Here is a 20185-nt window from a genome sequence, read left to right on the forward strand (position 1 = left end):
TAAAACGTCAACAATAAACTGGAGATAACCATGTTTTCCTCAACCTCACCTGCAACCGTACGCTCTAAGGCGGGCGCGATACTTCGCGTGACGTCCGGCAACTTTCTTGAACAATTCGATTTCTTTCTTTTCGGCTTCTACGCCACCTACATCGCCCACACGTTCTTCCCGGCGAGCAGTGAATTTGCGTCGCTGATGATGACCTTTGCCGTCTTCGGCGCGGGCTTCTTGATGCGTCCAGTCGGGGCCATTGTGCTGGGGGCTTATATTGACAAGGTGGGTCGCCGCAAAGGGCTGATCGTGACGCTTTCCATCATGGCGGCAGGCACCTTCCTGATCGTGCTGATCCCGTCCTATCAAAGCATCGGGCTTTGGGCACCATTGCTGGTACTGACGGGCCGTCTGCTGCAGGGCTTTTCCGCCGGTGCGGAGCTTGGAGGCGTCTCGGTCTATCTCGCTGAAATCGCCACGCCGGGCCGCAAAGGGTTCTATACCAGCTGGCAGTCCGGCAGTCAGCAGGTTGCCATTATGGTCGCCGCGGCGATGGGCTTTGCCCTGAACGCGCTGATGGAAGAGAGCGCCATTCGTGAATGGGGCTGGCGCATCCCGTTCCTGTTCGGCTGTTTAATCGTGCCGTTTATCTTTTTCCTGCGCCGCAAGCTGGAGGAGACGGAAGAGTTCAGCGCGCGCCGCCATCATCTGGAGATGCGTCAGGTCTTTAAAACGCTGCTTGGCAACTGGCAGGTGGTGGTCGCGGGCATGCTGATGGTGGCGATGACCACCACCGCGTTCTACCTGATCACCGTCTACGCGCCAACCTTCGGCAAAAAAGTGCTGATGCTGAGCGCCTCGGACAGCCTGCTGGTCACGCTGCTGGTGGCGATCTCTAACTTCATCTGGCTGCCGGTGGGCGGCGCCCTGTCGGACCGCTTCGGGCGTAAACCGGTGCTGATTGCCATGACCCTGCTGGCGCTGGCCAGCAGCTACCCGGCCCTGACGCTGCTGGCTGATGCGCCAAGCTTCTCCATGATGCTGAGCGTGCTGCTGTGGCTCTCCTTCCTGTACGGGCTGTATAACGGTGCGATGATCCCGGCGCTGACGGAAATTATGCCCGCTGAAGTCCGCGTGGCAGGGTTCTCTCTGGCTTACAGCCTCGCAACGGCGGTCTTCGGCGGCTTTACCCCGGTGATGTCCACCGCGCTGATTGAATACACCGGTGACAAAGCCTCGCCGGGCTACTGGATGAGCTTCGCCGCGGTGTGTGCCCTGCTGGCAACCCTCTACCTTTACCGTCGTCGCGCGGTTTCGGTGCAAAACACCGTTAAGTCGCAGGAGGCCGCATGACTCGCACTTCTCGTTATACCGTTACCGCGCTGATGCTGACGTTCCTGAGCGCCAATGCCTGCGCTCAGGAGGTGAAAGTGATGATTTCAGGCGGTTTCAAAGCCGCCCTTGAAAAGCTGGCACCGGAATATGAACGCCAGACCGGCGATACCATCGTGATTATTCCCGGTCCGTCAATGGGCGCTACGCCGCAGGCGATCCCAAACCGGCTCGCGCGCGGCGAGAAAGCCGACGTGGTGATTATGGTGGGCGATGCGCTGGCGAAGCTCGAAAAAACCAGCCAGACCCAGCCGGGTTCGCGAACGGAACTTGCGGACTCTCCCGTCGGAATGGTGGTGAAAAAAGGGGCGGATGTCCCTGATATCAGCAGCGAGGCGACGCTACGTAACGCGCTGCTTCAGGCCAGCTCCATCGCCTACTCAGACAGCGCCAGCGGCAGGTATGTCAGCCAGACGTTGTTCAAGAAACTAGGGATTGAAAAGGCGGCGGCGGCTAAAGCAACGATGGTCGAACGCATTCCGGTTGCTTCGGAAGTGGCAAAAGGGAAATACGCCGTGGGCTTCCAGCAGGTGAGCGAGCTGCTGCCGGTTCAGGGCGTCACTTTTATCGGTAAAATCCCGGATAATCTGCAGTACATCACGCGCTTCGCAGGCGCGGTCACCCGTCACGCTGAACATCCTGACGAGGGGAAAGCGCTGCTGACCTATCTCGCCTCACCGCCCTCACGCGCCGTCATCGAGAAGACGGGGATGATCCCCGTTACGTCCGGCGATACCGCTCGGTGATCTCTTTTTCCAGTTCAGCCGCGATATAAGACTGGATGCGCCCCCGGCGCCGGATAAGCCCCACGGTACGTTTAACTTCCGGCGCCACCAGCGGCAGATGCGTCAGCGGCGTGTACTCTGAGGTCGGCATCGACATGGCGGGAACGGCGGCAATGCCGATCCCCGCCTCTACCATACCGAGCATCGTGGTGACGTGGCGCGTTTCGCAGACGCTGGGGCGCTCGGGAATGATATCCCCCAGCATCCGATCCAGCAGGTTGCGGTTCCCCGACGTTTTATCAAGGGAGATATAGTCCTGCTGGTAAAACGCCTGCCAGGTCAGGTGGCTCTTCTGCGCCAGCGGGTGGTCCTTTCTGCACGCCACAACGTAGACATCCTCTACCAGCGGGAAAAATTCAATTTCAGACGGCAAGTTTCCCGCAAAGCAGATGCCAAAATCCGCCTGGCTTCGGGCCACGGCGTCAATCACATTCCCCGCGCTGCTGTCGATGAGCTTAATGCGAACGCGCGGAAAGCGGGACTGAAAGCGACGGATCACATCAGGCATAAAATAACAGGCGGCGGAAGGTACCGCGGCGACCGTAATCAGCCCCGTCCGCTCTTCACTGGCCTTATCGACATCCGCCAGCATTGATTCTACGTTGTCGAGCAGCTGTGCTGAGCGTTCAGCAAAGTTTTGCCCGTATAACGTCAGGGCGACGCGGCGGGTGGTTCGGTCAAACAGCCTGGTTCCCAGCGCGGCTTCCAGCTTTTCGATCCTGCGGCTCAGCGCCGACTGGGATATGCAGATTGATTCAGCGGCGACACGGAAGTTACCGTATTCCACTAACGCCCTGAAGGCATAGAGATCGTTAAGGTCGAAATTCACGGGCATAGCGTCTGGATGTCCTGTCAGGGAAAGCAACAAAGTCAAAAATAATAGCGTCTTATTGACCTTCCGCAACCGACGCGGTGTTGAAATAGGTCAGAGGTCGTTGAGATTGAGGCGAATGCGCCCGGCCTGATCAGCAATCGCCTGCCGTTCCTCTTCCTTCATATCCGCAAGCTGTTTATAGACAATGCCCAGGCGGGGATTGTTACCGAGGCGCGCCCGGTTGCGCGCAAAGAAATCCCAGTAGAGGGCATTGAACGGGCACGCCAGCTCTCCGGTGCGCTGGTTGTGCTGATACCGACACCCCTGGCAGTAATTACTCATCTTATGAATGTAGGATGCGCTTGAGACATAGGGCTTACTGGCCAGTAACCCGCCATCGCCAAACTGGCTCATGCCGAGAGTATTGGGCAGCTCCACCCATTCAAACGCATCAATATAGACCCCCAGATACCACTCATGAACCGCCTGCGGCGACAGGCCGCTGAGCAGACTAAAGTTCCCGATCACCATCAGGCGCTGGATATGGTGGGCGTAAGCCTCGGTAAGCGATTGCCCAACGGCATGCGCCAGGCAGCGCATCTGCGTTTTGCCCGTCCAGAACCAGTCCGGCAGCGGGGCGTGCTGCTCCAGGGCATTCAGCTCGCGATAGCCCGGCATTTGCGACCAGTAGATCCCGCGCACGTACTCCCGCCAGCCGAGAATTTGTCGGATAAACCCTTCAACGGCAGGCAGCGGCGCGTGGCCAGAACGCCATGCCTGCTGGGCGGCGGCCACCACTTCCCGGGGATTAAGCATTTTGGTATTCAGCGCAAAAGAAATTAACGAATGAAAAAGAAAAGGTTCCTCCGCGTGCATCGCATCCTGCCAGTTTCCAAACTGCGGGAGCACGTGAGAAATAAACGCATCCAGACTGGCTTTGGCTTCCGAACGGTTGAGCGGCCAGCGAAAATTGTCGGCCTGCGGTTCGCCGAAGGTCTTTACGCCGCAGCGTTGGATCTCTGCCCACAAGGCTGAACGATCGTGGCGGGGGCGCGAGTCACCCGGCGCGGGCGGCTCGCCGGACCAGCGCCTGCGGTTTTCAGCATCATAATTCCACTTCCCCCCTTCCGGCTCGCCTTCAGAGGTCAAGAGAATCCCGTGCCGACGGCGCATTTCCCGATAAAAGTATTCCATTCGCCAGCTTTTACGCGACGCAAAAAACGCGCTTACCGCGTCCCGGGGGGTGAAAAAATGCTCGCTGCTGACGCAGGCTGTTTCGAAGGACGCTGTTTTCGCCCACGCCTGCAGCTGCGCATCAAGACGCCATTCGTCGGGCTCCTGCCACAACACCCTGCCGGCGCTGTAATGCGTAACAAGCGCGTTGAGATTCTCTTCCAGCGCGCCGCGGTTTGAACCGTCAGAGAGTCGGACATACCTTACCCGATGCCCCTTCTCTTTCAACGCAGAGGCAAACGCGCGCATGGCCGCGAAGATAGCGATAACTTTCTGGGCATGATGCAGCACGTATGCGGTTTCCGCCCGCAGCTCCAGCATCACGGAAATGACGTTCGGACTGCAGGTATCAAACCAGCTGTGATGCGGATTAAGCTGATCGCCCAGGATCAGACGCAGCTCGGTCAACGATGGCTCCTGCGACAACGCTCGGAACAGTATTTGACCTCATCCCAGCATTTCGCCCATTTTTTGCGCCACGTCATCGGCCGCTGGCAGTGCACACACAGCCGACTGGGCAGGTCCTGCTTGTTGCCTTTGAAATCGCTCATCTTTTCAATACCGTACTGATTTATTCACCCCACCTGAGGATAAAGGCTACGACAGACGTCACAAAATGAAGGTGATGCCTGCAAAGCGCTACCCACCGCTACGTACGAAATGATAGTTTATTCGGGCTGTAAGTGTTGCAATGATAACGTTCCCCTTTGTGTTCAAGTGACGAGTTTGCGAGCAAAGCGATGATTAAGTGGCCCTGGAAAACGAATGAGGCTGGCCGGGATATGGCGCTGCCGTGGGATGACGCGCTGGCGATCCCTGTTCTGGCGAATCTTAAGCCGGATGAACAATCGAAGCTGGTTCAGATGGCGGATCGTTTTTTGCAGCAAAAACGCCTGGTGCCGCTACAGGGGTTCGAGCTTGATCCGCTGAAAAACGCCCGCATCGCCCTGCTTTTCTGCCTGCCGGTGCTGGAGCTCGGTATTGAGTGGCTGGACGGTTTTCATGAAGTGCTGATTTATCCTGCACCGTTCGTCGTCGATGACGAGTGGGAGGATGATATCGGGCTGGTACACAACCAGCGGGTGGTGCAGTCCGGACAAAGCTGGCAGCAGGGGCCAATTATCCTCAACTGGCTCGACATTCAGGACTCGTTCGACGCCTCAGGCTTTAATCTGATTATTCACGAGGTGGCGCATAAGCTTGATACCCGCAACGGCGATCGCGCCAGCGGCGTGCCTTTTATTCCGCTACGTGAAGTCGCAGGATGGGAGCACGACCTGCATGCGGCAATGGATAACATCCAGGATGAGATAGACCTGGTGGGCGAAAGCGCGGCCAGCATTGATGCCTATGCGGCAACTGACCCCGCCGAGTGCTTTGCAGTGCTCTCGGAGTACTTCTTCAGCGCCCCCGAACTCTTCGCGCCCCGTTTCCCGGCGCTGTGGCAGCGTTTCAGCCAGTTTTATCAGCAGGATCCGCTCCAGCGCCTGCGGCAAAATGAGGGCGCTGGCGGCCCTTCATCCCACCACGTCCATTAATTTTTTTCGACAGGGGTACGCTCGGTTAACCGTACCCCGATGCTCAGCGCTAAAAACAGCGCCGCCACGCCAAAGGCCGCCGTCGTTAAATAGTGTTCGCCGAAAAAGCGCGTCACAACGGGCACCAGCAGCGCGCTGACGCCATAGCCCAGCGTGTGGCTGGTCGCAATAGCGCCCGCCCCCTTCCCCGTGGTCAGGCGATCGTTCAGCAGCAGCTGATAGCCCGGCGTTGCCATTGCCGCGCCGAGCGAAGTGATAGCAATCCCCACATAGAACAGCGCCAGTTCGGCGATACACATTAGCGCCAGCCCAGCCACCATCAGCACCGCCGCCATGCAAAGCAGGGTCAGCGGGCTGAAATGCTGCGGACGAACCACCAGGAACTGCGCCGCGAGCGTAGCCAGCGCGGCCAGGCTCAGCAGGAGCGCAACATGATGGCTGATATCCCGGGCGTTGCCGTCCAGCAAGGGGCTGAGGTGCGGTGACAGGCCGAGCTGCATCAGACTCACCAGCGCCGCCAGCAGCATCGCCAGCAGCAGGAACGGCAGCATGGACATCTGCAGACGGGTCGCCTGGTGTGCCACCGGCGGCAACGGCGGATCCGCCACCTCGCGCAGCACCAGCAGCAGAGCGATTAACGGCGCGATCGCCATCAGCCAGAGCGGCGCGACCGGGTTAACGCTGAGCATCAGCGCCGCCAGCGGAGGCCCCAGCAGGCGGCCGCAGCTGAGGCCGGAACTGATGGTTGCCAGCGCCGCCATGCGTTTATCCAGGCCCGCACGCTGAATGGCCCACGTCTGCGCGGCAGGCACCATGCCCGACACCGTCAGGCCATACAGCAGACGCGAGAGGATCAGCCCCGCCAGCCCCCAGGTGCTTTCCAGCCTCCCTGCCGCCATCGCCCACACCACCAGCGCCATGACGCCAAAGCTGGCGAGATAGCCGCTGAGGGAGGCCACCATAACGACCTTACAGCCGCGGCGCTCGCTCTGGCGTCCCCACCAGGGGGACGCGGGTAAAAAAAGCATGGAGCCGAACATCAGCAGCCCGGCCCAGACCGAGAGTGAAAGTCCGGTCAGGGTCACCAGCTGCGGAAGCATGACCAGCAACCCGTTTTGCCCGATGCCCAGCAGGCCCGCGCAGAGCGCCAGGGGCCAGTTGGCTTTGGTGGTGATGTTTTCGGTCAACGTTTCAGAATCAGCGCGCATGAGAATGTGAACATAGTGTCAATAAATGTGTGGAAATTATGAAGTTAATGAAAACAAATATTGCAAAAATAGTTGCCACTGTAAACAGAATGAATATCATAACGAGAATTATTATCAGTCATGGAATGAGGTACATCTATGCGTGCTCTGCCCCGCTCTGCCGGTACAGACGTTGCAGCCCAGTGTTTTTTAAACGCCCTGTTACGCGAAACGAAGGACTGGCGCTATCTCCCCGCAGCCGCAGCGGATGAGTTAGCGCACATTCATATTCCGCTCTCTTCCTCCCAGGCCCTTCGGGTTCCGGTACGCTATTTTTCCCCAACCCAGCACCATCAGTACCGTTTCCCGGCAACGCTTATTCAGAGCGATAGCGACAGTGGTGACGCCGTCACTTTCACTCAACTGATTGATTTAATTCTCGAAAAACCCTCAGTAAAAGGCTCACTGGATGCCGATACGCTGACGCGTTTTAAACAGCGCGCGCTGGAAAGCCATACCCATACCTGGCAGGCGATTGATTTGCGCCACGGCTGGGCAACGTTGCGCGACAAGCCCCTGACGTTTGCCGAAGCGGAACAGGCGCTGCTGGTGGGCCACGCGTTTCACCCTGCGCCAAAATCCCACGAGCCGTTCAACGAAACCGAGGCGCGCCGGTATCTGCCGGATTTCGGCTCCCGCTTCCCGCTGCGCTGGTTTGCCGTTGAGAGCACGCTCGTTGCCGGCGACAGCCTGAACGTCTCCCTGCGCGAGCGTCTGCTGCGCTTCGCCGCCCAGAGCGCGCCCGATCTGCTCGGCCACTTCACCGACACCCGCTGGCTGCTGCCGATGCATCCGTGGCAGGCCGACTATCTGCTGGAGCAGGACTGGTGTCAGCGTCTGGCGGCAAACGGTTCATTACAGGACCTGGGTGAAGCGGGCGCACAGTGGCTGCCCACCAGCTCCTCACGCTCGTTGTACAGCGAAACCAACAGCGACATGATTAAATTCTCCCTCAGCGTGCGCCTGACCAACTCCGTGCGCACGCTGTCGGTCAAAGAGGTTAAGCGCGGTATGCGCCTGGCGCGGCTGGCGAAAACAGAACGCTGGCAAGATTTACAGGCCCGCTACCCGACCATGCGCGTGATGCAGGAAGACGGCTGGGCAGGACTGCGTGATGAAAGCGGCGTCGTTCAGGAAGAGAGCCTGATGGCCCTGCGCGTTAACCTGCTGTTCGATACGCCAGACACCCAGACCAACGTGCTGGTCAGCCTGACGCAGGCCGCGCCTGACGGCGGCGACAGCCTGCTGGCCGCTGCGGTACGCCGTCTTAGCCAGCGTCTGGATTTACCGCTCGCCCAGGCCGCCCGCTGCTGGCTGGACGCCTACTGCGACCGCGTGTTGCTTCCGCTGTTCAGCGCCGAGGCGGACTACGGTCTGGTGCTGCTGGCGCACCAGCAAAATATCCTCGTTGAGATGCAGCAGGATTTCCCCGTCGGGCTGATCTACCGCGACTGCCAGGGCAGCGCCTGGACCGAAGGGGCCGACGCGTGGCTGAAAGAGGCGGGCGAAACCGACGTGGAAAACCGCTTCGGTGAAAGCCAGCTGCTGCGCTACTTCCCTTATTACCTGCTGCTGAACTCCACCCTTGCGGTCACCGCCGCTCTCGCCGCCGCCGGTTTCGACAGCGAAGAGCACCTGATGTCCCGCGTGCGTGACGCGCTGGCCGGGCTGCGCACGACGGCGAAGCAGACCCGCTGCCTCGACTACGTGCTCGACAGCCCGACCTGGAACTGCAAAGGCAACTTCTTCTGCTACCTGCACGATCGCAATGAGAACACCATCGTCGATCCGGCGGTGATCTATTTCGACTTTAGCAACCCGTTTTACAAGGAGAAGGCGTGATGGCCATCGCGAATATCGTCCATTCCGGCTACGGCTTTCGCTGCACCGCAACGGAACAAAACCTGCCGCTGACGCTGGGTCTTGACGGCAGCGCGGTGCTGGAGCGTCTGACCGGGATCCCGGCCGGCTGGCTGGTGGAAGCCCTCGATCAGCTGTTTGTTGCCGCGCCGGCCCTGACCGGCATTACCCTGCCGTGGGCGGACTGGCAGGATGAACCCCAGGCGCAGGCGCTGTTTAGCCAGGCCCACGGGGATTATCTGGCGCGAGAAACCTTCTGGCAGCTGCCGCTGTGGCTGAAAGGCGAACGTCCGCAGGCAAGCGGCGGGATGCAGTTTGATGAGAGCCGCCAGCTGTACTTCCCGCTGCGTCCTCGTCGCCCGCAGGGCGAGGTATATCGCCGTTACGATCCGCAAATCAAGCGCACTTTGAGCTTCCGCGTGGCGGACGTGGCGATGGACGGCGAGCGTTTCACTCAATGGATGAATAACCCGCGCGTGAACGCCTTCTGGGAGATGGCGGGCCCGCAGGCCGAGCAGGAAAACTACCTGCGCCGCCAGCTTGACTCGACCTACTGCTACCCGGTTATCGGCTGCTTCGACGACCAGCCGTTTGGCTATTTTGAACTCTACTGGGCGGCAGAAGACCGCATTGGCCGCCACTACCGCTGGCAGCCGTTTGACCGCGGGCTGCACATGCTGGTGGGCGAAGAAAACTGGCGCGGCGCGCAGTACATCCGCAGCTGGCTGCGCGGCCTGAGCCACTATCTGTATCTCGATGAACCGCGCACCGCGCGCATCGTGGCCGAGCCGCGCTTCGACAACCAGCGCCTGTTCCGCCATCTGGCCTCCGCCGGTTTCGACACGGTGAAAGAGTTCGACTTCCCGCACAAGCGCTCGCGCCTCATCATGAGCCAGCGTCACCGCTTCTTCAGCGAGGTGGGACTGTGAACGCGCTCTGGCAGAAAGTGAACCGCGAGATGGTGGCGAAGATCCTCGCGGAGCTGGAATACGAACGCACCCTGCGCGCTGAGCCGGTTTCATCGGACGGCTGGCGCATCGCTATGGGCGCCGAGTCCTGGCAGTTTCGCGCCGCGCGCGGGATCTGGGGCTGGCTGCACATCGACCCGGACAGCCTGACCATCGCCAGCGGCGCCGCCGTGGAAGCGGAAAGCGCGCTGCTGCAGCTGGCGACGGTGCTGGAGATGAGCGACGCGCAAACGGCGGAGCACATGGAAGACCTCTACGCCACGCTGCGCGGCGACATGCAGCTGCTGCAGGCGCGTGAAGCGCTGGACGCGGACGCGCTGATCCACCTCGACCCGGACGAATTACAGTGTCTGATGAGCGGCCACCCGAAGTTTATTTTCAACAAAGGCCGCCGCGGCTGGGGTCTGGACGCGCTGCGCCAGTACGCGCCGGAATACCGCGGGCGCTTCCGCCTGCACTGGGTCGCCGTCCAGCGTGAACATCTGGTCTGGAGCAGCGACGCCGATTGCGACATTCACGCTCTGCTGGCCAGCACCATGGATGATGCCGAGCGCGCCCGGTTTGACGCTTGCTGGCAAGCGCTGGGTCTCGACGACGGCTGGCTGCCCGTGCCGCTGCACCCGTGGCAGTGGCAGCAAAAAATTGCCATTCATTTCCTTGCGCAGCTGGCGCGCGGTGAAATGGTAGAGCTGGGCGAGTTTGGCGATGAGTATCTGGCCCAGCAGTCCCTGCGCACGCTCACCAACGCCAGCCGTCGCGCGCCGTATGACATCAAGCTGCCGCTGACCATCTACAACACCTCCTGCTATCGCGGCATTCCGGGCAAGTACATTGCCGCCGGTCCTCTGGCCTCGCGCTGGCTGCAGCAGCAGTTCGCCGCTGACGCCACGCTGATCCGCTCTGGCGCGCAGGTGCTTGGCGAACCCGCCGCCGGGTATCTGTCGCATCCGGGCTACGCGGCGCTGCCGAAAGCGCCCTACCGCTACCAGGAGATGCTGGGCGTGATCTGGCGCGAGAACCCATCCTGCTATCTGCAGGACGGCGAACAGGCGGTGCTGATGGCGGCGCTAATGGAAACCGACAACGCCGGGCGCCCGCTGATCGACGCGTGGATCACGCGCTCGGGGTTAAGCGCCGACGCGTGGCTGGAAAAGCTGTTCGAGGCAACGGTGATCCCGTTCTACCACCTGCTCTGCCGCTACGGCGTGGCGCTGATTGCCCACGGCCAGAACGTGACGCTGGTGATGAAGGACTACGTCCCGCAGCGCATCCTGCTGAAGGATTTCCAGGGCGATATGCGCCTGGTGGACGAGGATTTCCCGCAGGCGCAGAGCCTGCCGGAGCAGGTAAAAGCGGTGACGGCGCGCCTGAGCGCGGATTACATCATCCACGACCTGCAAACCGGCAACTTTGTGACGGTGCTGCGCTTTATTTCGCGCCTGACCCTGCAAAGCGGCGTGAGCGAAAACCGCTTCTATCAGATCCTCGCCGGGGTGCTGCACCGCTATATGGCCGCGCACCCGGAGCTTGCGGAGCGCTTTGCGAAATTCGATCTGTTTAAGCCGCAGATTATTCGGGTGATCCTTAACCCGGTCAAACTGACCTTCTCCGAACACGACGGCGGCAGCCGCATGCTGCCGAACTACGTCACCGATCTTGATAACCCTCTTTTTCTGGCCTCCCGGGAGTCCGCGCAATGAAAACCTATGATTTCATCGGCATTGGTATTGGCCCGTTTAACCTCAGCGTCGCCGCCCTCGCAGAAGGTCTGGACGGCTTTAGCTCGCTGTTCCTTGAGCGTAAACCGCACTTCTCATGGCACCCGGGCATGATGGTGCCGGACTGCCACATGCAGACCAGTTTCCTGAAGGATCTGGTCAGCGCCGTGGAGCCGACCAACCGCCACAGCTTTCTGAACTACCTGGTGCAGCGCAAAAAGTTCTACCGCTTCCTGACCACCGAGCAGCGCACGGTTTCCCGCGAAGAGTTTGCCGACTACCTGTGCTGGGCGGCGGACAACCTCACCAATCTCGCCTTCAGCCAGCAGGTGCAGCAGGTGAGCTTTGATGAGAAAAACGGCCTGTTTGAGGTGGTGACCCAGCGCGACCGCTTCCTGGCGCGCCACGTCTGTGTGGGGATTGGCAAACAGATCAACCTGCCTGACTGCGTCACGGCGCAGGACGATACCTGCTTCCACGCCAGCGAGATGATGCTGCGCACGCCGGATCTCGCCGGCAAGCGCGTCACCGTTGTCGGCGGCGGCCAGAGCGGCGCCGACCTGTTCCTGAATATTTTCCGCGGCGAATGGGGCCAGCCGCTGAGCCTGAATTGGGTCTCGCGCCGCAATAACTACAACGCACTGGATGAAGCCGCCTTTGCTAACGAGTATTTCACGCCGGAGTACGTGGACAGCTTCTCCACGCTCGGTGAAGAGGCGCGTCGTCAGATGCTGCACGAGCAGAAGATGACCTCCGACGGCATCACCACCGAGTCACTGCTGGCGATTTACCGCGCCATGTACCACCGCTTCGAAGTGCTGCGTGAAAAACCCTGGGCGCACCTGATGCCGTCCCGCTCGGTGACAACCCTGACGCGCCAGGAAAACGGTCAGCGCCTGAGCATTCAGCATCACCTCGACGGCGGCCACGAGCAGCTGGAGAGCGACGTGGTGATTTTTGCCACCGGCTACCGCGCCGTGCAGCCCGCGTTCCTCGCGCCGCTGTCTCACCGCCTGCATCTGGATGCGGACGAAGCGTTCTGCATTAACAACGATTTCACCCTCGAATGGGACGGTCCGCAGAGCAACCGCCTGTTCGCCGTGAACGCCGGGATGCACCGTCTCGGCATTGCCGAACCCCAGCTCAGCCTGATGGCCTGGCGCGCGGCGCGAATTCTGAATCGCGCACATGCCGACGAGCCGTTTGAACTGGCCACCACCCCTGGCGTTATCCACTGGCGGAGCACCACCAGCCCGGAGAGCAGCCAGGTTTTTAAATCGTTAGCAAAAACCACTGAGTACTGACACACACAATCAGGATCAACATAACAATGAAACGTTCTCATCTTTGGGTTTTAAATCCTTGCTTGCTTGCAATGCTTTCTACCTCTGCGTGGGCGGAAGAACAAAAGGAAGAAAATATCGTGGTCTCTGCCAGCCGCGCGCACCGCAGCGTGGCCGAGATGGCGCAGACCACCTGGGTCATTGAACGCTCTGAGATCGAGCAGCAGGTTCAGGGCGGGAAAGAGATTAAAGAAGTGCTGGCGCAGCTGATCCCGGGTATGGATGTCAGCAGCCAGGGGCGTACCAACTACGGCATGAACCTGCGAGGCCGCTCCATGATGGTGATGGTGGACGGCGTGCGCCTGAACTCGTCCCGCAGCGACAGCCGCCAGCTCGACTCCATCGACCCGTTCAACATTGACCGCATAGAAGTCATCTCCGGCGCCACGTCACTGTACGGCGGCGGCAGCACCGGCGGCCTGGTGAACATCGTCACCAAAAAGGGCCAGCCGGAGACCGAAGTTGAGTTCCAGACCGGAGCAAAAAGCGGGTTTAACAGCCACAACGACCACGATGAGAACGTGTCGGCTGCGGTCAGCGGCGGCAACGACAACGCCTCCGGCCGTCTGTCGGTGTCGTATCAGCGCTACGGCGGCTGGTATGACGGCAACGGCGACGAGGTGATCATCGATAACACCCAGACCGGCCTCCAGTATTCCGACCGTATTGATGTGATGGGAACAGGCACCCTCAACATCGACGATCACCAGCAGCTGCAGCTCACTACCCAGTACTACAAGAGCGAGTCCGACGGCAAGCATGGGCTGTATCTCGGGAAGAACTTCTCGGCGGTAACGGGCGATGCCACCGCGTACAACAAGGATAATCTCGACTCTGACCGCGTGCCGGGCACCGAGCGCCATCTGATTAACCTGCAGTACTCCAATACTGATTTCTGGGGCCAGGATCTGGTCGCGCAGATTTACTACCGTGACGAGAGCCTGACCTACTACCCGTTCCCGACCCTGACCAAAGGCGTGGTGAGCAGCATCGGCGCGTCGCAGCAGAAAACCGATTTTTACGGCGGCAAGCTGACACTGAACAGCAAGCCGGTGGACGATTTGACGCTGACCTGGGGTGTCGATGCCGACCACGAAACGTTCGATGCCAACCAGCAGTTCTTTGACCTGAGCAAAGCGGCGGCGAGCGGCGGCATGGAACTGGACAACGCCTACAACGTGGGCCGTTATCCGGGCTACAGCATCACCAACCTCGCTCCGTTCCTGCAGGCGAGCTATGACATTGACGCCATCACCCTGAGCGGCGGCGTGCGCTACCAGTACACCGAAAACAAGGTGGATGATTTTGTTGGCTACGCCCAGCAGCAAGCCATCGCCACCGGGAAAGCCACCTCCGCCGACGCGGTGCCGGGCGGGAAAACCGATTACAACAACTTCCTGTTTAACGCCGGGATCCTCGGTCGTCTGACCGAACAGCAGCAGCTGTGGTTTAACTTCTCCCAGGGCTTTGAAATTCCTGACCTGGCGAAGTACTACGGCTCCGGCACCTACCAACTCAGCAACGGCCACTATCGCCTGCTGAACAGCGTGAACGTCAACGACTCAACGCTGGACGGCATCAAGGTCAACGCCTACGAGCTGGGCTGGCGCTTCACCGGTGACAACCTGCGCACGCAGGTCGCGGCGTATTACTCGCTCTCGGATAAAACCATCACCATCAACAAGACGGATATGACCATCAACCTGGAAGACGATAAGCGTCGTATCTACGGGATTGAAGGCCAGGTGGACTATTTCTTCACCGACAGCGACTGGAGCACCGGCGCGAACTTTAACGCCATCAAGTCTGAAACCCGTGAAAACGGGAAGTGGGAGAAGCTGACGGTCGACAGCGCCAGCCCGTCGAAAGCGAGCGCATGGGTGAACTGGGCGCCGGGCGACTGGACCCTGCGCGTGCAGAGCACGCAGACCTTTGACGTGTCCGACGCTGACGGCAAGAAGATCGATGGCTATAACACGGTCGATTTCCTGGGCAGCTACGCCCTGCCGGTGGGGAAAGTCAGCTTCAGCGTGGAAAACCTGCTGGACAAAGACTACACCACCGCCTGGGGCCAGCGCGCGCCGGGGCTGTATAGCCCAACCTACGGTGCACCGGGCCTGTACACCTATAAAGGCCGCGGACGTACGTTTGGTCTGAACTACTCCGTGCTGTTCTGATCCTCCGCGCCGCCTGCGGGCGGCGCATTTCGTTGTGTAATTTCAACGCGAATTTGCTATAAAATCAGCGATTTGCTGAAATAGTCGGCAAACAAACGAAAAGTTTACTTTCCCCCTTTGACAAGGTGAACACAGGTCGATAATATTCGCCCCGTTCACACGATTCCTCTGTAGTTCAGTCGGTAGAACGGCGGACTGTTAATCCGTATGTCACTGGTTCGAGTCCAGTCAGAGGAGCCAATTTTGAAAAGCCTGCTTTTAAAGCAGGCTTTTTGCTTTTCTGCGTCTCTGATGCTAACTCAGAATTGCATCCAGCCTGGCAAGCACTTCATTTACAACAGCATCAGGTATGCGTTCCAGCCGCATGCCGTTCCGGGCCGCCATATCAATAGTTCTGGGCTGGTCGCAGCGAATAACGCCCATTGTTTTTGTCCCCGCCCCTTCCAGTGAAACGGTGAAACCCGCTGTACGTGCAAAGTTTCCGCCGCTGGTAACGGGAACCACCACCGGTAGCCGGGTCAGCTTGTTAAACGATGCCTTCGATACGATGAGAACCGGACGTTTTCCACTTTGCTCATGGCCAGCAATCGGGTCCAGTGAAACAAGCCAGATTTCCCCTCTGTCCATTTACAGGAGCTCCTTCCCTACTGCAGGCGCATCAATCCAATCCCCATCCTCTTCGCTCATTTCAGCGTGCGGATCGCACTGCGCCAGCAGCTCCTCAAGCGAATAGTGAGGCCGCTTCTGGGGTTCAATAATCAGGCAGCCATTATTAATGGTCATGCCGACTTCGCTGTCCGTCGACAGCTCCAGCGTTTTCAGCACGGCGGGAGGAACCGCCAGCATGATGGATCCGCCGACCTTTTTCAGACGGGTTTTATACATAGCGCACCTCCAAATATTATATTTTAATATAACATTCATGGCAGAGGGTGCGCAATTATTCATCAGATTAATGGGGATTTCCTTTTCGTAATTAAGTGGGCAGAGAGCTGTTATCCATCAAAGGGCAGTACAGGTGGGAACAAAGTGCGTCACTAAGAAGGCAGATAATAGAAAACTGTTTTTGCGGTTCAAAGGATTATGGCGGATCGGATAAACGAAATGCGAGGCGGCTTCCGCATCGGGAGCATTGTGGGGGCCAGGCTAAGGTCAACCCCCTCATGGCTTCATAACGATGCGGCCAAGCGGTTTCGCTGTCTCGGCGTATTCATGGGCCGCGGCGGCGTTAGCCAGGGGGAAGATGCGGTCAATGACAACCCTGATGCGCCCTGCCGCTATGGCCTGCAACATCTCGTCCACGCTTGCCCGAATCTCAGGCCTTTCAAAAAGAGGCCCCATGAATACCCCCATGAGCGTCTGGTTAGCCTGCATGGGCGGCCACAGGTCGACAGTCAGGCCGCCGCCGCCCGCATTACCGACGAAGACGAGACGCCCTTCCGGCGCGAGTGCAGAAAGCGACGCAGGCAACGTCGTCCCTACCGGATCGATAACGAGGTTAACACCGGTGCCGCGGGTGACCTGTCGGACACTCTCCACGACGTTATTCTCTACACGATCCACAACATGATCGGCCCCCAGTTCCAGCAACCGGTTTTTTCGCTGCGTTCCGCTTGCCACGGCGATGACCGTCGCGCAAGCTGAACGGCCGCAAGCCCCACGCCACCCGCTGCTGCCTGAATCAGAACGGTTTCTCCGTGCCGGAGCTTGCCTCGTGTGAAGAGGCAGTGATATGCGGTTCCAAAGGAGATCGGTACCACCGCCGCTTCTGCTGCATCCACTCCGTCTGCTATAAGCCACGTTCGTTCCGCAGGCACAGCCCAACGTTCCGCATGCGATCCCTGCATGCTAAAAGCAGTCACTCTGTCTCCAACCTTGCGGCTACGGACTTTCGACCCGACGGCAACCACCGTCCCCGCGGCCGCGTAGCCAACAATCCATGAAGGAAAAGGCGGCGGAGTTGAACGACGGTTGATCAGATCTCCCCCTTCAATTGAGATAGCCTCGACAGAAATCAGCACATCGTCAGGCCCTGCGACCGGATCCGGAACATCGACATACTGCAGGACGCCGGGAGCGCCTTCCACGTCATAAACCGCTGCCTTCATAAATTTTCCTCTGACTTGCCTTTTGACCGTCGGAAAGATCCGTAACGCTCAGGGTAGCCTGGCAATCACCTTTATCTCAAACTGGAATCCGTACAGCCACGTCACGCCGATCCCGGTCAAGGTTGGGTAAGGTGCCTCCCCCCAGTATTCTGGCAGGACACTCCAGATTGCGTCGAGGTTTGACTCGGGATCGACAACAAAAAGGGTAACGTCAACCACGTCATCGAACGTGCAGCCCGCAGCCGTGAGAACAGCATTAAGGTTATCAAACGCCAGACGGATCTGCGCTTTTATATCCTCTTCAGGCGAACCATCTTCCCGGCTACCCACCTGCCCCGAAACAAACAAGAAGCCATTAGATTTGATGGCCGGTGAATAGCGATTTCGCTCATAGAGCGCCTGGCGTCCGAAGGGAAAAACGGCTTCGCGTGTTGTCATATTTGTACCTTTGTAATGGGGCGAACTCTGCCCGGTGAACGTAAAGAGACTTTACAGCTGCTGAAGCAGAGGGATAAACAGGCGACTTTGTTCATCATTGTTTGTAATATCCAAACAATCGGTGAAAAGAGAGGACAAGGGATGGATCGTTTTGATGCGATGCGCGCCTTTGCTCGCGTGGTGGAGGCAGGCAGCTTCACAAAGGCTGCCCAAACGCTCCATATGAGCAAAACGACGGTGACGCAGCTTATTCAGCAGCTGGAAGCGCGCCTGCGCGTCAAGCTGCTCCATCGCACCACCCGCAGGCTCGGCGTCACTCCCGATGGCGCGGTCTACTACGAGCGCGTTATCCGCCTGCTGGCGGACATGGAAGATGCAGAAAACAGCCTGTCCAGTGCGGCGATGACGCCCAGGGGACGGTTAAGGGTGGATGTGCCCACTCCTCTCGCCCGCCTTGTGCTGGTGCCCGCGCTACCGGCTTTTCACGCGCGCTACCCTGATATCCAGTTTGACATGGGCGTAAGTGACCGGGTGGTGGATCTGATTGGCGACAACGTGGATTGCGTCCTGCGGGGTGGCGAAATCAACGACCAGTCCCTGATCGCACGCCATGTCGGCGATTTGCAAATCGGTGTTTACGTTGCACCGAGTTATGTGGAACGCCTCGGCGCCCCCGCGCATCCGCGAGAGCTGGAAAACACGGACCATCGCATCGTGGGATTCTTGTCCTCACGCACCGGTAAGATTGATCCTCTGGTGCTGCACGGTGAGAGTGAACGTATTGAAATTACGGGCAACTATGTGCTTGCTGTGGATGATGGCAATGCTTACCTCGAAGCTGGGCTAGCGGGATTGGGCGTGATTGCGCTGCCGGTCTATATGGCGGCAGCACATCAGGCTCGCGGTGCCTTGATTCCGCTATTTGAACGCTGGCGTATTGCTCCAATGCCCCTGTACCTGGCATTCCCGCCTAACCGCCACGTCAACGCTAAACTGCGCGTTTTTATTGACTGGATCGTTGAGTTGATGCAGCAGCATGTCCCTACTTCTACCATTAAGTGACTATATCTATTCGCTCATCACCGCCGATTGGTGGTCATTCAGGCGGTTTTGACAGAAAGGGAAATATTTATTTGTCTGTTACTGGCAAAGTCGAACCCATTCAGAGGAGCCATTTTTGAAAAGCCTTCTTTTGAAGCCGGCTTTTTGCATCTGTGATCCACTAATAGTTACCAAGCGGATTCTTTTCACAGGCAATACCGCAAATGCCCTCAAGTTCGGCTTCGAGTGTTTTAACCAACGATTGAAGGTAGTCTGGCCCTTCCTGATACTGGCGACGTTGTAACTGGTATTCTTCGGTAGAGAGCAAAGTTAATCGTTCTTTGACTCGCTCACCGCATGACGCTATCTCTTCAATAAAATCAATATCATAAAATGGAAGAATTTCTTTAGTTTTGTTATTAAAAACGATGACTTTGACGCTATGAGCATCCAGAACTTCAATGAATTTTTTATCACAGGTTAAGATTGCGGGAAAAAAGAATGCCGCGTTTTTATCAATATTTAAGGTAATAACAAATTCGAGAAAGCGCTGATGGCGTAGATCCCAGGCCATACCTCTAACGTACTCCCAAAATCCCGCCGTATTACGGTTCACTTTGTGAAAAAAGGCTTCCTTAGAACCATTTTCAAAAAAACGCTTAGCGAGCAAAATCTCTCTAATGCCAAAGAAATGGGCTTCATTGTGAGTAAATTCTAGCAGTTCGAGTAATTTTTCCTGCACCTGCTTAGCACTTGTTTTTGGGTTCCGCAGGTGAATCGCGCACATTTTTAACACATATACATATAAGCGATTATAGTCACGAGCCAGCTCTTCCATTAGCGACTTATTTATAAACTCATAATTTTTACGTGCCATATATTGCTGCGTTTTAGCTATAATTTCCTGTTCAGACACATTAAATTTTAACTGCCTATGCTGCTGCCAAGCCGCAACATCCAGGTTGCGTAACATCTCATAAGCTCGAATGCGTTCGAAGATTTTTTCCTGTTTATTGAGATCGCTAAAATTACAAAGATTTTCGAGTTCATACAGCAAAGGATCAACATTGACTTCCTCTCTGGCGATGAAGTCAAAAATTTCTTCAAAATCATCGGGAAGTCGCGATCTTTGCCCTTCAAAGAAAGGCTTAAGATAACTTAATACCTGCGTATCGAGCGAGATAGAATAGTCGATGGGAAATGTAACGCGGTTACCAGAGATAAACATTTCTCTGAATATGTCTGGTGTAAGAATAAACACATGCGGCGTTTTGAATAAGCTACGCACAGCAGAACCACTGCTGAAGTTCCTGTTAACCGATAAGCCCGGAGTCGCACCTTTCTCCGCTGCAAAAATGAAGGTATAATCGTCCAGATAGTGGTAATAGAGTGCATATTGTTGAACAGCTGCCTCAAGATTTCCTGAGTGGCAGATATCATAAATAAAATCATGAATAACATTTGCCATTGTGCCCTCCCGGCATCGACCTAGCCTCCATTTTTAACACGCCTAAGCTTTTGCTATCAATATT

At 57.8% G+C, this 20185-nt stretch carries 19 protein-coding genes and 1 tRNA gene; 10 read left to right on the forward strand and 10 right to left on the reverse strand.

Going from position 1 to position 20185, the window contains the following annotated elements; all coding sequences use genetic code 11:
• The first annotated feature begins 30 nt into the window (after nucleotides 1-30).
• Together INF77_RS11595 and INF77_RS11600 are read left to right on the forward strand one after the other, a co-directional pair.
• Entirely contained in the window at nucleotides 31-1344 is a 1314-nt protein-coding gene (locus INF77_RS11595; RefSeq protein ID WP_192971736.1) for an MFS transporter, read from the forward strand.
• A complete protein-coding gene (locus INF77_RS11600) occupies nucleotides 1341-2129 on the forward strand; it encodes a substrate-binding domain-containing protein (protein WP_193532647.1) in 789 nt (262 codons plus the stop codon). The genes INF77_RS11595 and INF77_RS11600 overlap by 4 nt, the downstream gene beginning before the upstream one ends.
• Here INF77_RS11600 and INF77_RS11605 read toward each other — a convergent pair.
• The 3 genes from INF77_RS11605 to INF77_RS11615 all read right to left on the reverse strand — a co-directional run bounded on the left by INF77_RS11605 (nucleotide 2104) and on the right by INF77_RS11615 (nucleotide 4766).
• On the reverse strand, nucleotides 2104-3003 hold the full coding sequence (locus INF77_RS11605) for a LysR family transcriptional regulator (protein WP_028013727.1): 900 nt from the start codon (nucleotides 3001-3003) through the stop codon (nucleotides 2104-2106). The genes INF77_RS11600 and INF77_RS11605 overlap by 26 nt on opposite strands.
• Nucleotides 3004-3093: 90 nt before the next feature.
• Nucleotides 3094-4623 carry a cryptochrome/photolyase family protein gene (locus INF77_RS11610; protein ID WP_193532648.1) on the reverse strand — a complete coding sequence of 510 codons (1530 nt, stop codon included), beginning with the start codon at nucleotides 4621-4623 and terminating at the stop codon, nucleotides 3094-3096.
• Nucleotides 4620-4766, reverse strand: a complete 147-nt coding sequence (locus INF77_RS11615) for a DUF2256 domain-containing protein (protein WP_072001212.1) — start codon at nucleotides 4764-4766, stop codon at nucleotides 4620-4622. The genes INF77_RS11610 and INF77_RS11615 overlap by 4 nt, the downstream gene beginning before the upstream one ends.
• A gap of 189 nt (nucleotides 4767-4955) precedes the next feature.
• On the opposite strand from INF77_RS11615, the gene mtfA reads away from it, so the two are divergent.
• Nucleotides 4956-5753 (forward strand): DgsA anti-repressor MtfA, encoded by a 798-nt coding sequence (gene mtfA, locus INF77_RS11620; RefSeq protein ID WP_045260370.1) that lies wholly within the window; start codon nucleotides 4956-4958, stop codon nucleotides 5751-5753.
• On the opposite strand, the gene INF77_RS11625 is transcribed toward mtfA, so the two are convergent.
• Nucleotides 5750-6961, reverse strand: coding sequence for an MFS transporter (locus INF77_RS11625; RefSeq protein ID WP_193532649.1), 1212 nt, complete (start codon nucleotides 6959-6961; stop codon nucleotides 5750-5752). The two genes, mtfA and INF77_RS11625, sit on opposite strands and share 4 nt — an antisense overlap.
• 138 nt (nucleotides 6962-7099) lie before the next feature.
• Here INF77_RS11625 and INF77_RS11630 point away from each other — a divergent pair, with 138 nt between their 5' ends.
• The 6 genes from INF77_RS11630 to INF77_RS11655 all read left to right on the forward strand — a co-directional run bounded on the left by INF77_RS11630 (nucleotide 7100) and on the right by INF77_RS11655 (nucleotide 15306).
• Nucleotides 7100-8842, forward strand: coding sequence for an IucA/IucC family siderophore biosynthesis protein (locus INF77_RS11630; RefSeq protein ID WP_045629795.1), 1743 nt, complete (start codon nucleotides 7100-7102; stop codon nucleotides 8840-8842).
• Nucleotides 8842-9789, forward strand: a complete 948-nt coding sequence (locus INF77_RS11635; RefSeq protein ID WP_193532650.1) for a GNAT family N-acetyltransferase — start codon at nucleotides 8842-8844, stop codon at nucleotides 9787-9789. The genes INF77_RS11630 and INF77_RS11635 overlap by 1 nt, the downstream gene beginning before the upstream one ends.
• Nucleotides 9786-11528: an aerobactin synthase IucC gene (gene iucC / locus INF77_RS11640; protein WP_346729587.1), complete on the forward strand. Its 1743-nt coding sequence runs from the start codon at nucleotides 9786-9788 to the stop codon at nucleotides 11526-11528. The genes INF77_RS11635 and iucC overlap by 4 nt, the downstream gene beginning before the upstream one ends.
• Complete coding sequence (locus INF77_RS11645; RefSeq protein ID WP_193532651.1) at nucleotides 11525-12850, forward strand: lysine N(6)-hydroxylase/L-ornithine N(5)-oxygenase family protein; 1326 nt, start codon at nucleotides 11525-11527, stop codon at nucleotides 12848-12850. Before iucC ends, INF77_RS11645 begins: the two co-directional genes overlap by 4 nt.
• 26 nt (nucleotides 12851-12876) lie before the next feature.
• Nucleotides 12877-15066 carry a TonB-dependent siderophore receptor gene (locus INF77_RS11650; protein WP_028013734.1) on the forward strand — a complete coding sequence of 730 codons (2190 nt, stop codon included), beginning with the start codon at nucleotides 12877-12879 and terminating at the stop codon, nucleotides 15064-15066.
• A gap of 164 nt (nucleotides 15067-15230) precedes the next feature.
• A tRNA-Asn gene (locus INF77_RS11655) sits at nucleotides 15231-15306 on the forward strand.
• Nucleotides 15307-15360: 54 nt separating this feature from the next.
• On the opposite strand, the gene INF77_RS11660 is transcribed toward INF77_RS11655, so the two are convergent.
• The 5 genes from INF77_RS11660 to INF77_RS11675 all read right to left on the reverse strand — a co-directional run bounded on the left by INF77_RS11660 (nucleotide 15361) and on the right by INF77_RS11675 (nucleotide 17612).
• A complete protein-coding gene (locus INF77_RS11660) occupies nucleotides 15361-15693 on the reverse strand; it encodes a type II toxin-antitoxin system PemK/MazF family toxin (protein ID WP_028013735.1) in 333 nt (110 codons plus the stop codon).
• Nucleotides 15694-15951 (reverse strand): antitoxin, encoded by a 258-nt coding sequence (locus tag INF77_RS11665; RefSeq protein WP_045260376.1) that lies wholly within the window; start codon nucleotides 15949-15951, stop codon nucleotides 15694-15696.
• A gap of 276 nt (nucleotides 15952-16227) precedes the next feature.
• Complete coding sequence (locus INF77_RS23225) at nucleotides 16228-16686, reverse strand: zinc-binding alcohol dehydrogenase family protein (protein WP_248176058.1); 459 nt, start codon at nucleotides 16684-16686, stop codon at nucleotides 16228-16230.
• Entirely contained in the window at nucleotides 16617-17174 is a 558-nt protein-coding gene (locus tag INF77_RS23230; RefSeq protein ID WP_227413986.1) for a zinc-binding alcohol dehydrogenase family protein, read from the reverse strand. Before INF77_RS23230 ends, INF77_RS23225 begins: the two co-directional genes overlap by 70 nt.
• A 48-nt stretch (nucleotides 17175-17222) precedes the next feature.
• Nucleotides 17223-17612 (reverse strand): RidA family protein, encoded by a 390-nt coding sequence (locus tag INF77_RS11675; protein ID WP_041909204.1) that lies wholly within the window; start codon nucleotides 17610-17612, stop codon nucleotides 17223-17225.
• A gap of 141 nt (nucleotides 17613-17753) precedes the next feature.
• Here INF77_RS11675 and INF77_RS11680 point away from each other — a divergent pair, with 141 nt between their 5' ends.
• Nucleotides 17754-18674, forward strand: a complete 921-nt coding sequence (locus INF77_RS11680; protein ID WP_048998855.1) for a LysR family transcriptional regulator — start codon at nucleotides 17754-17756, stop codon at nucleotides 18672-18674.
• Between the two features lie 160 nt (nucleotides 18675-18834).
• Here the strand turns inward: INF77_RS11680 and INF77_RS11685 are convergent, their stop codons facing one another.
• Nucleotides 18835-20121 carry a hypothetical protein gene (locus INF77_RS11685; protein WP_047367869.1) on the reverse strand — a complete coding sequence of 429 codons (1287 nt, stop codon included), beginning with the start codon at nucleotides 20119-20121 and terminating at the stop codon, nucleotides 18835-18837.
• Between the last annotated feature and the right edge of the window lie 64 nt (nucleotides 20122-20185).

The sequence above is a fragment of the Enterobacter cloacae complex sp. P1B genome (assembly GCF_014982345.1).
Classification (GTDB): domain Bacteria; phylum Pseudomonadota; class Gammaproteobacteria; order Enterobacterales; family Enterobacteriaceae; genus Enterobacter; species Enterobacter bugandensis.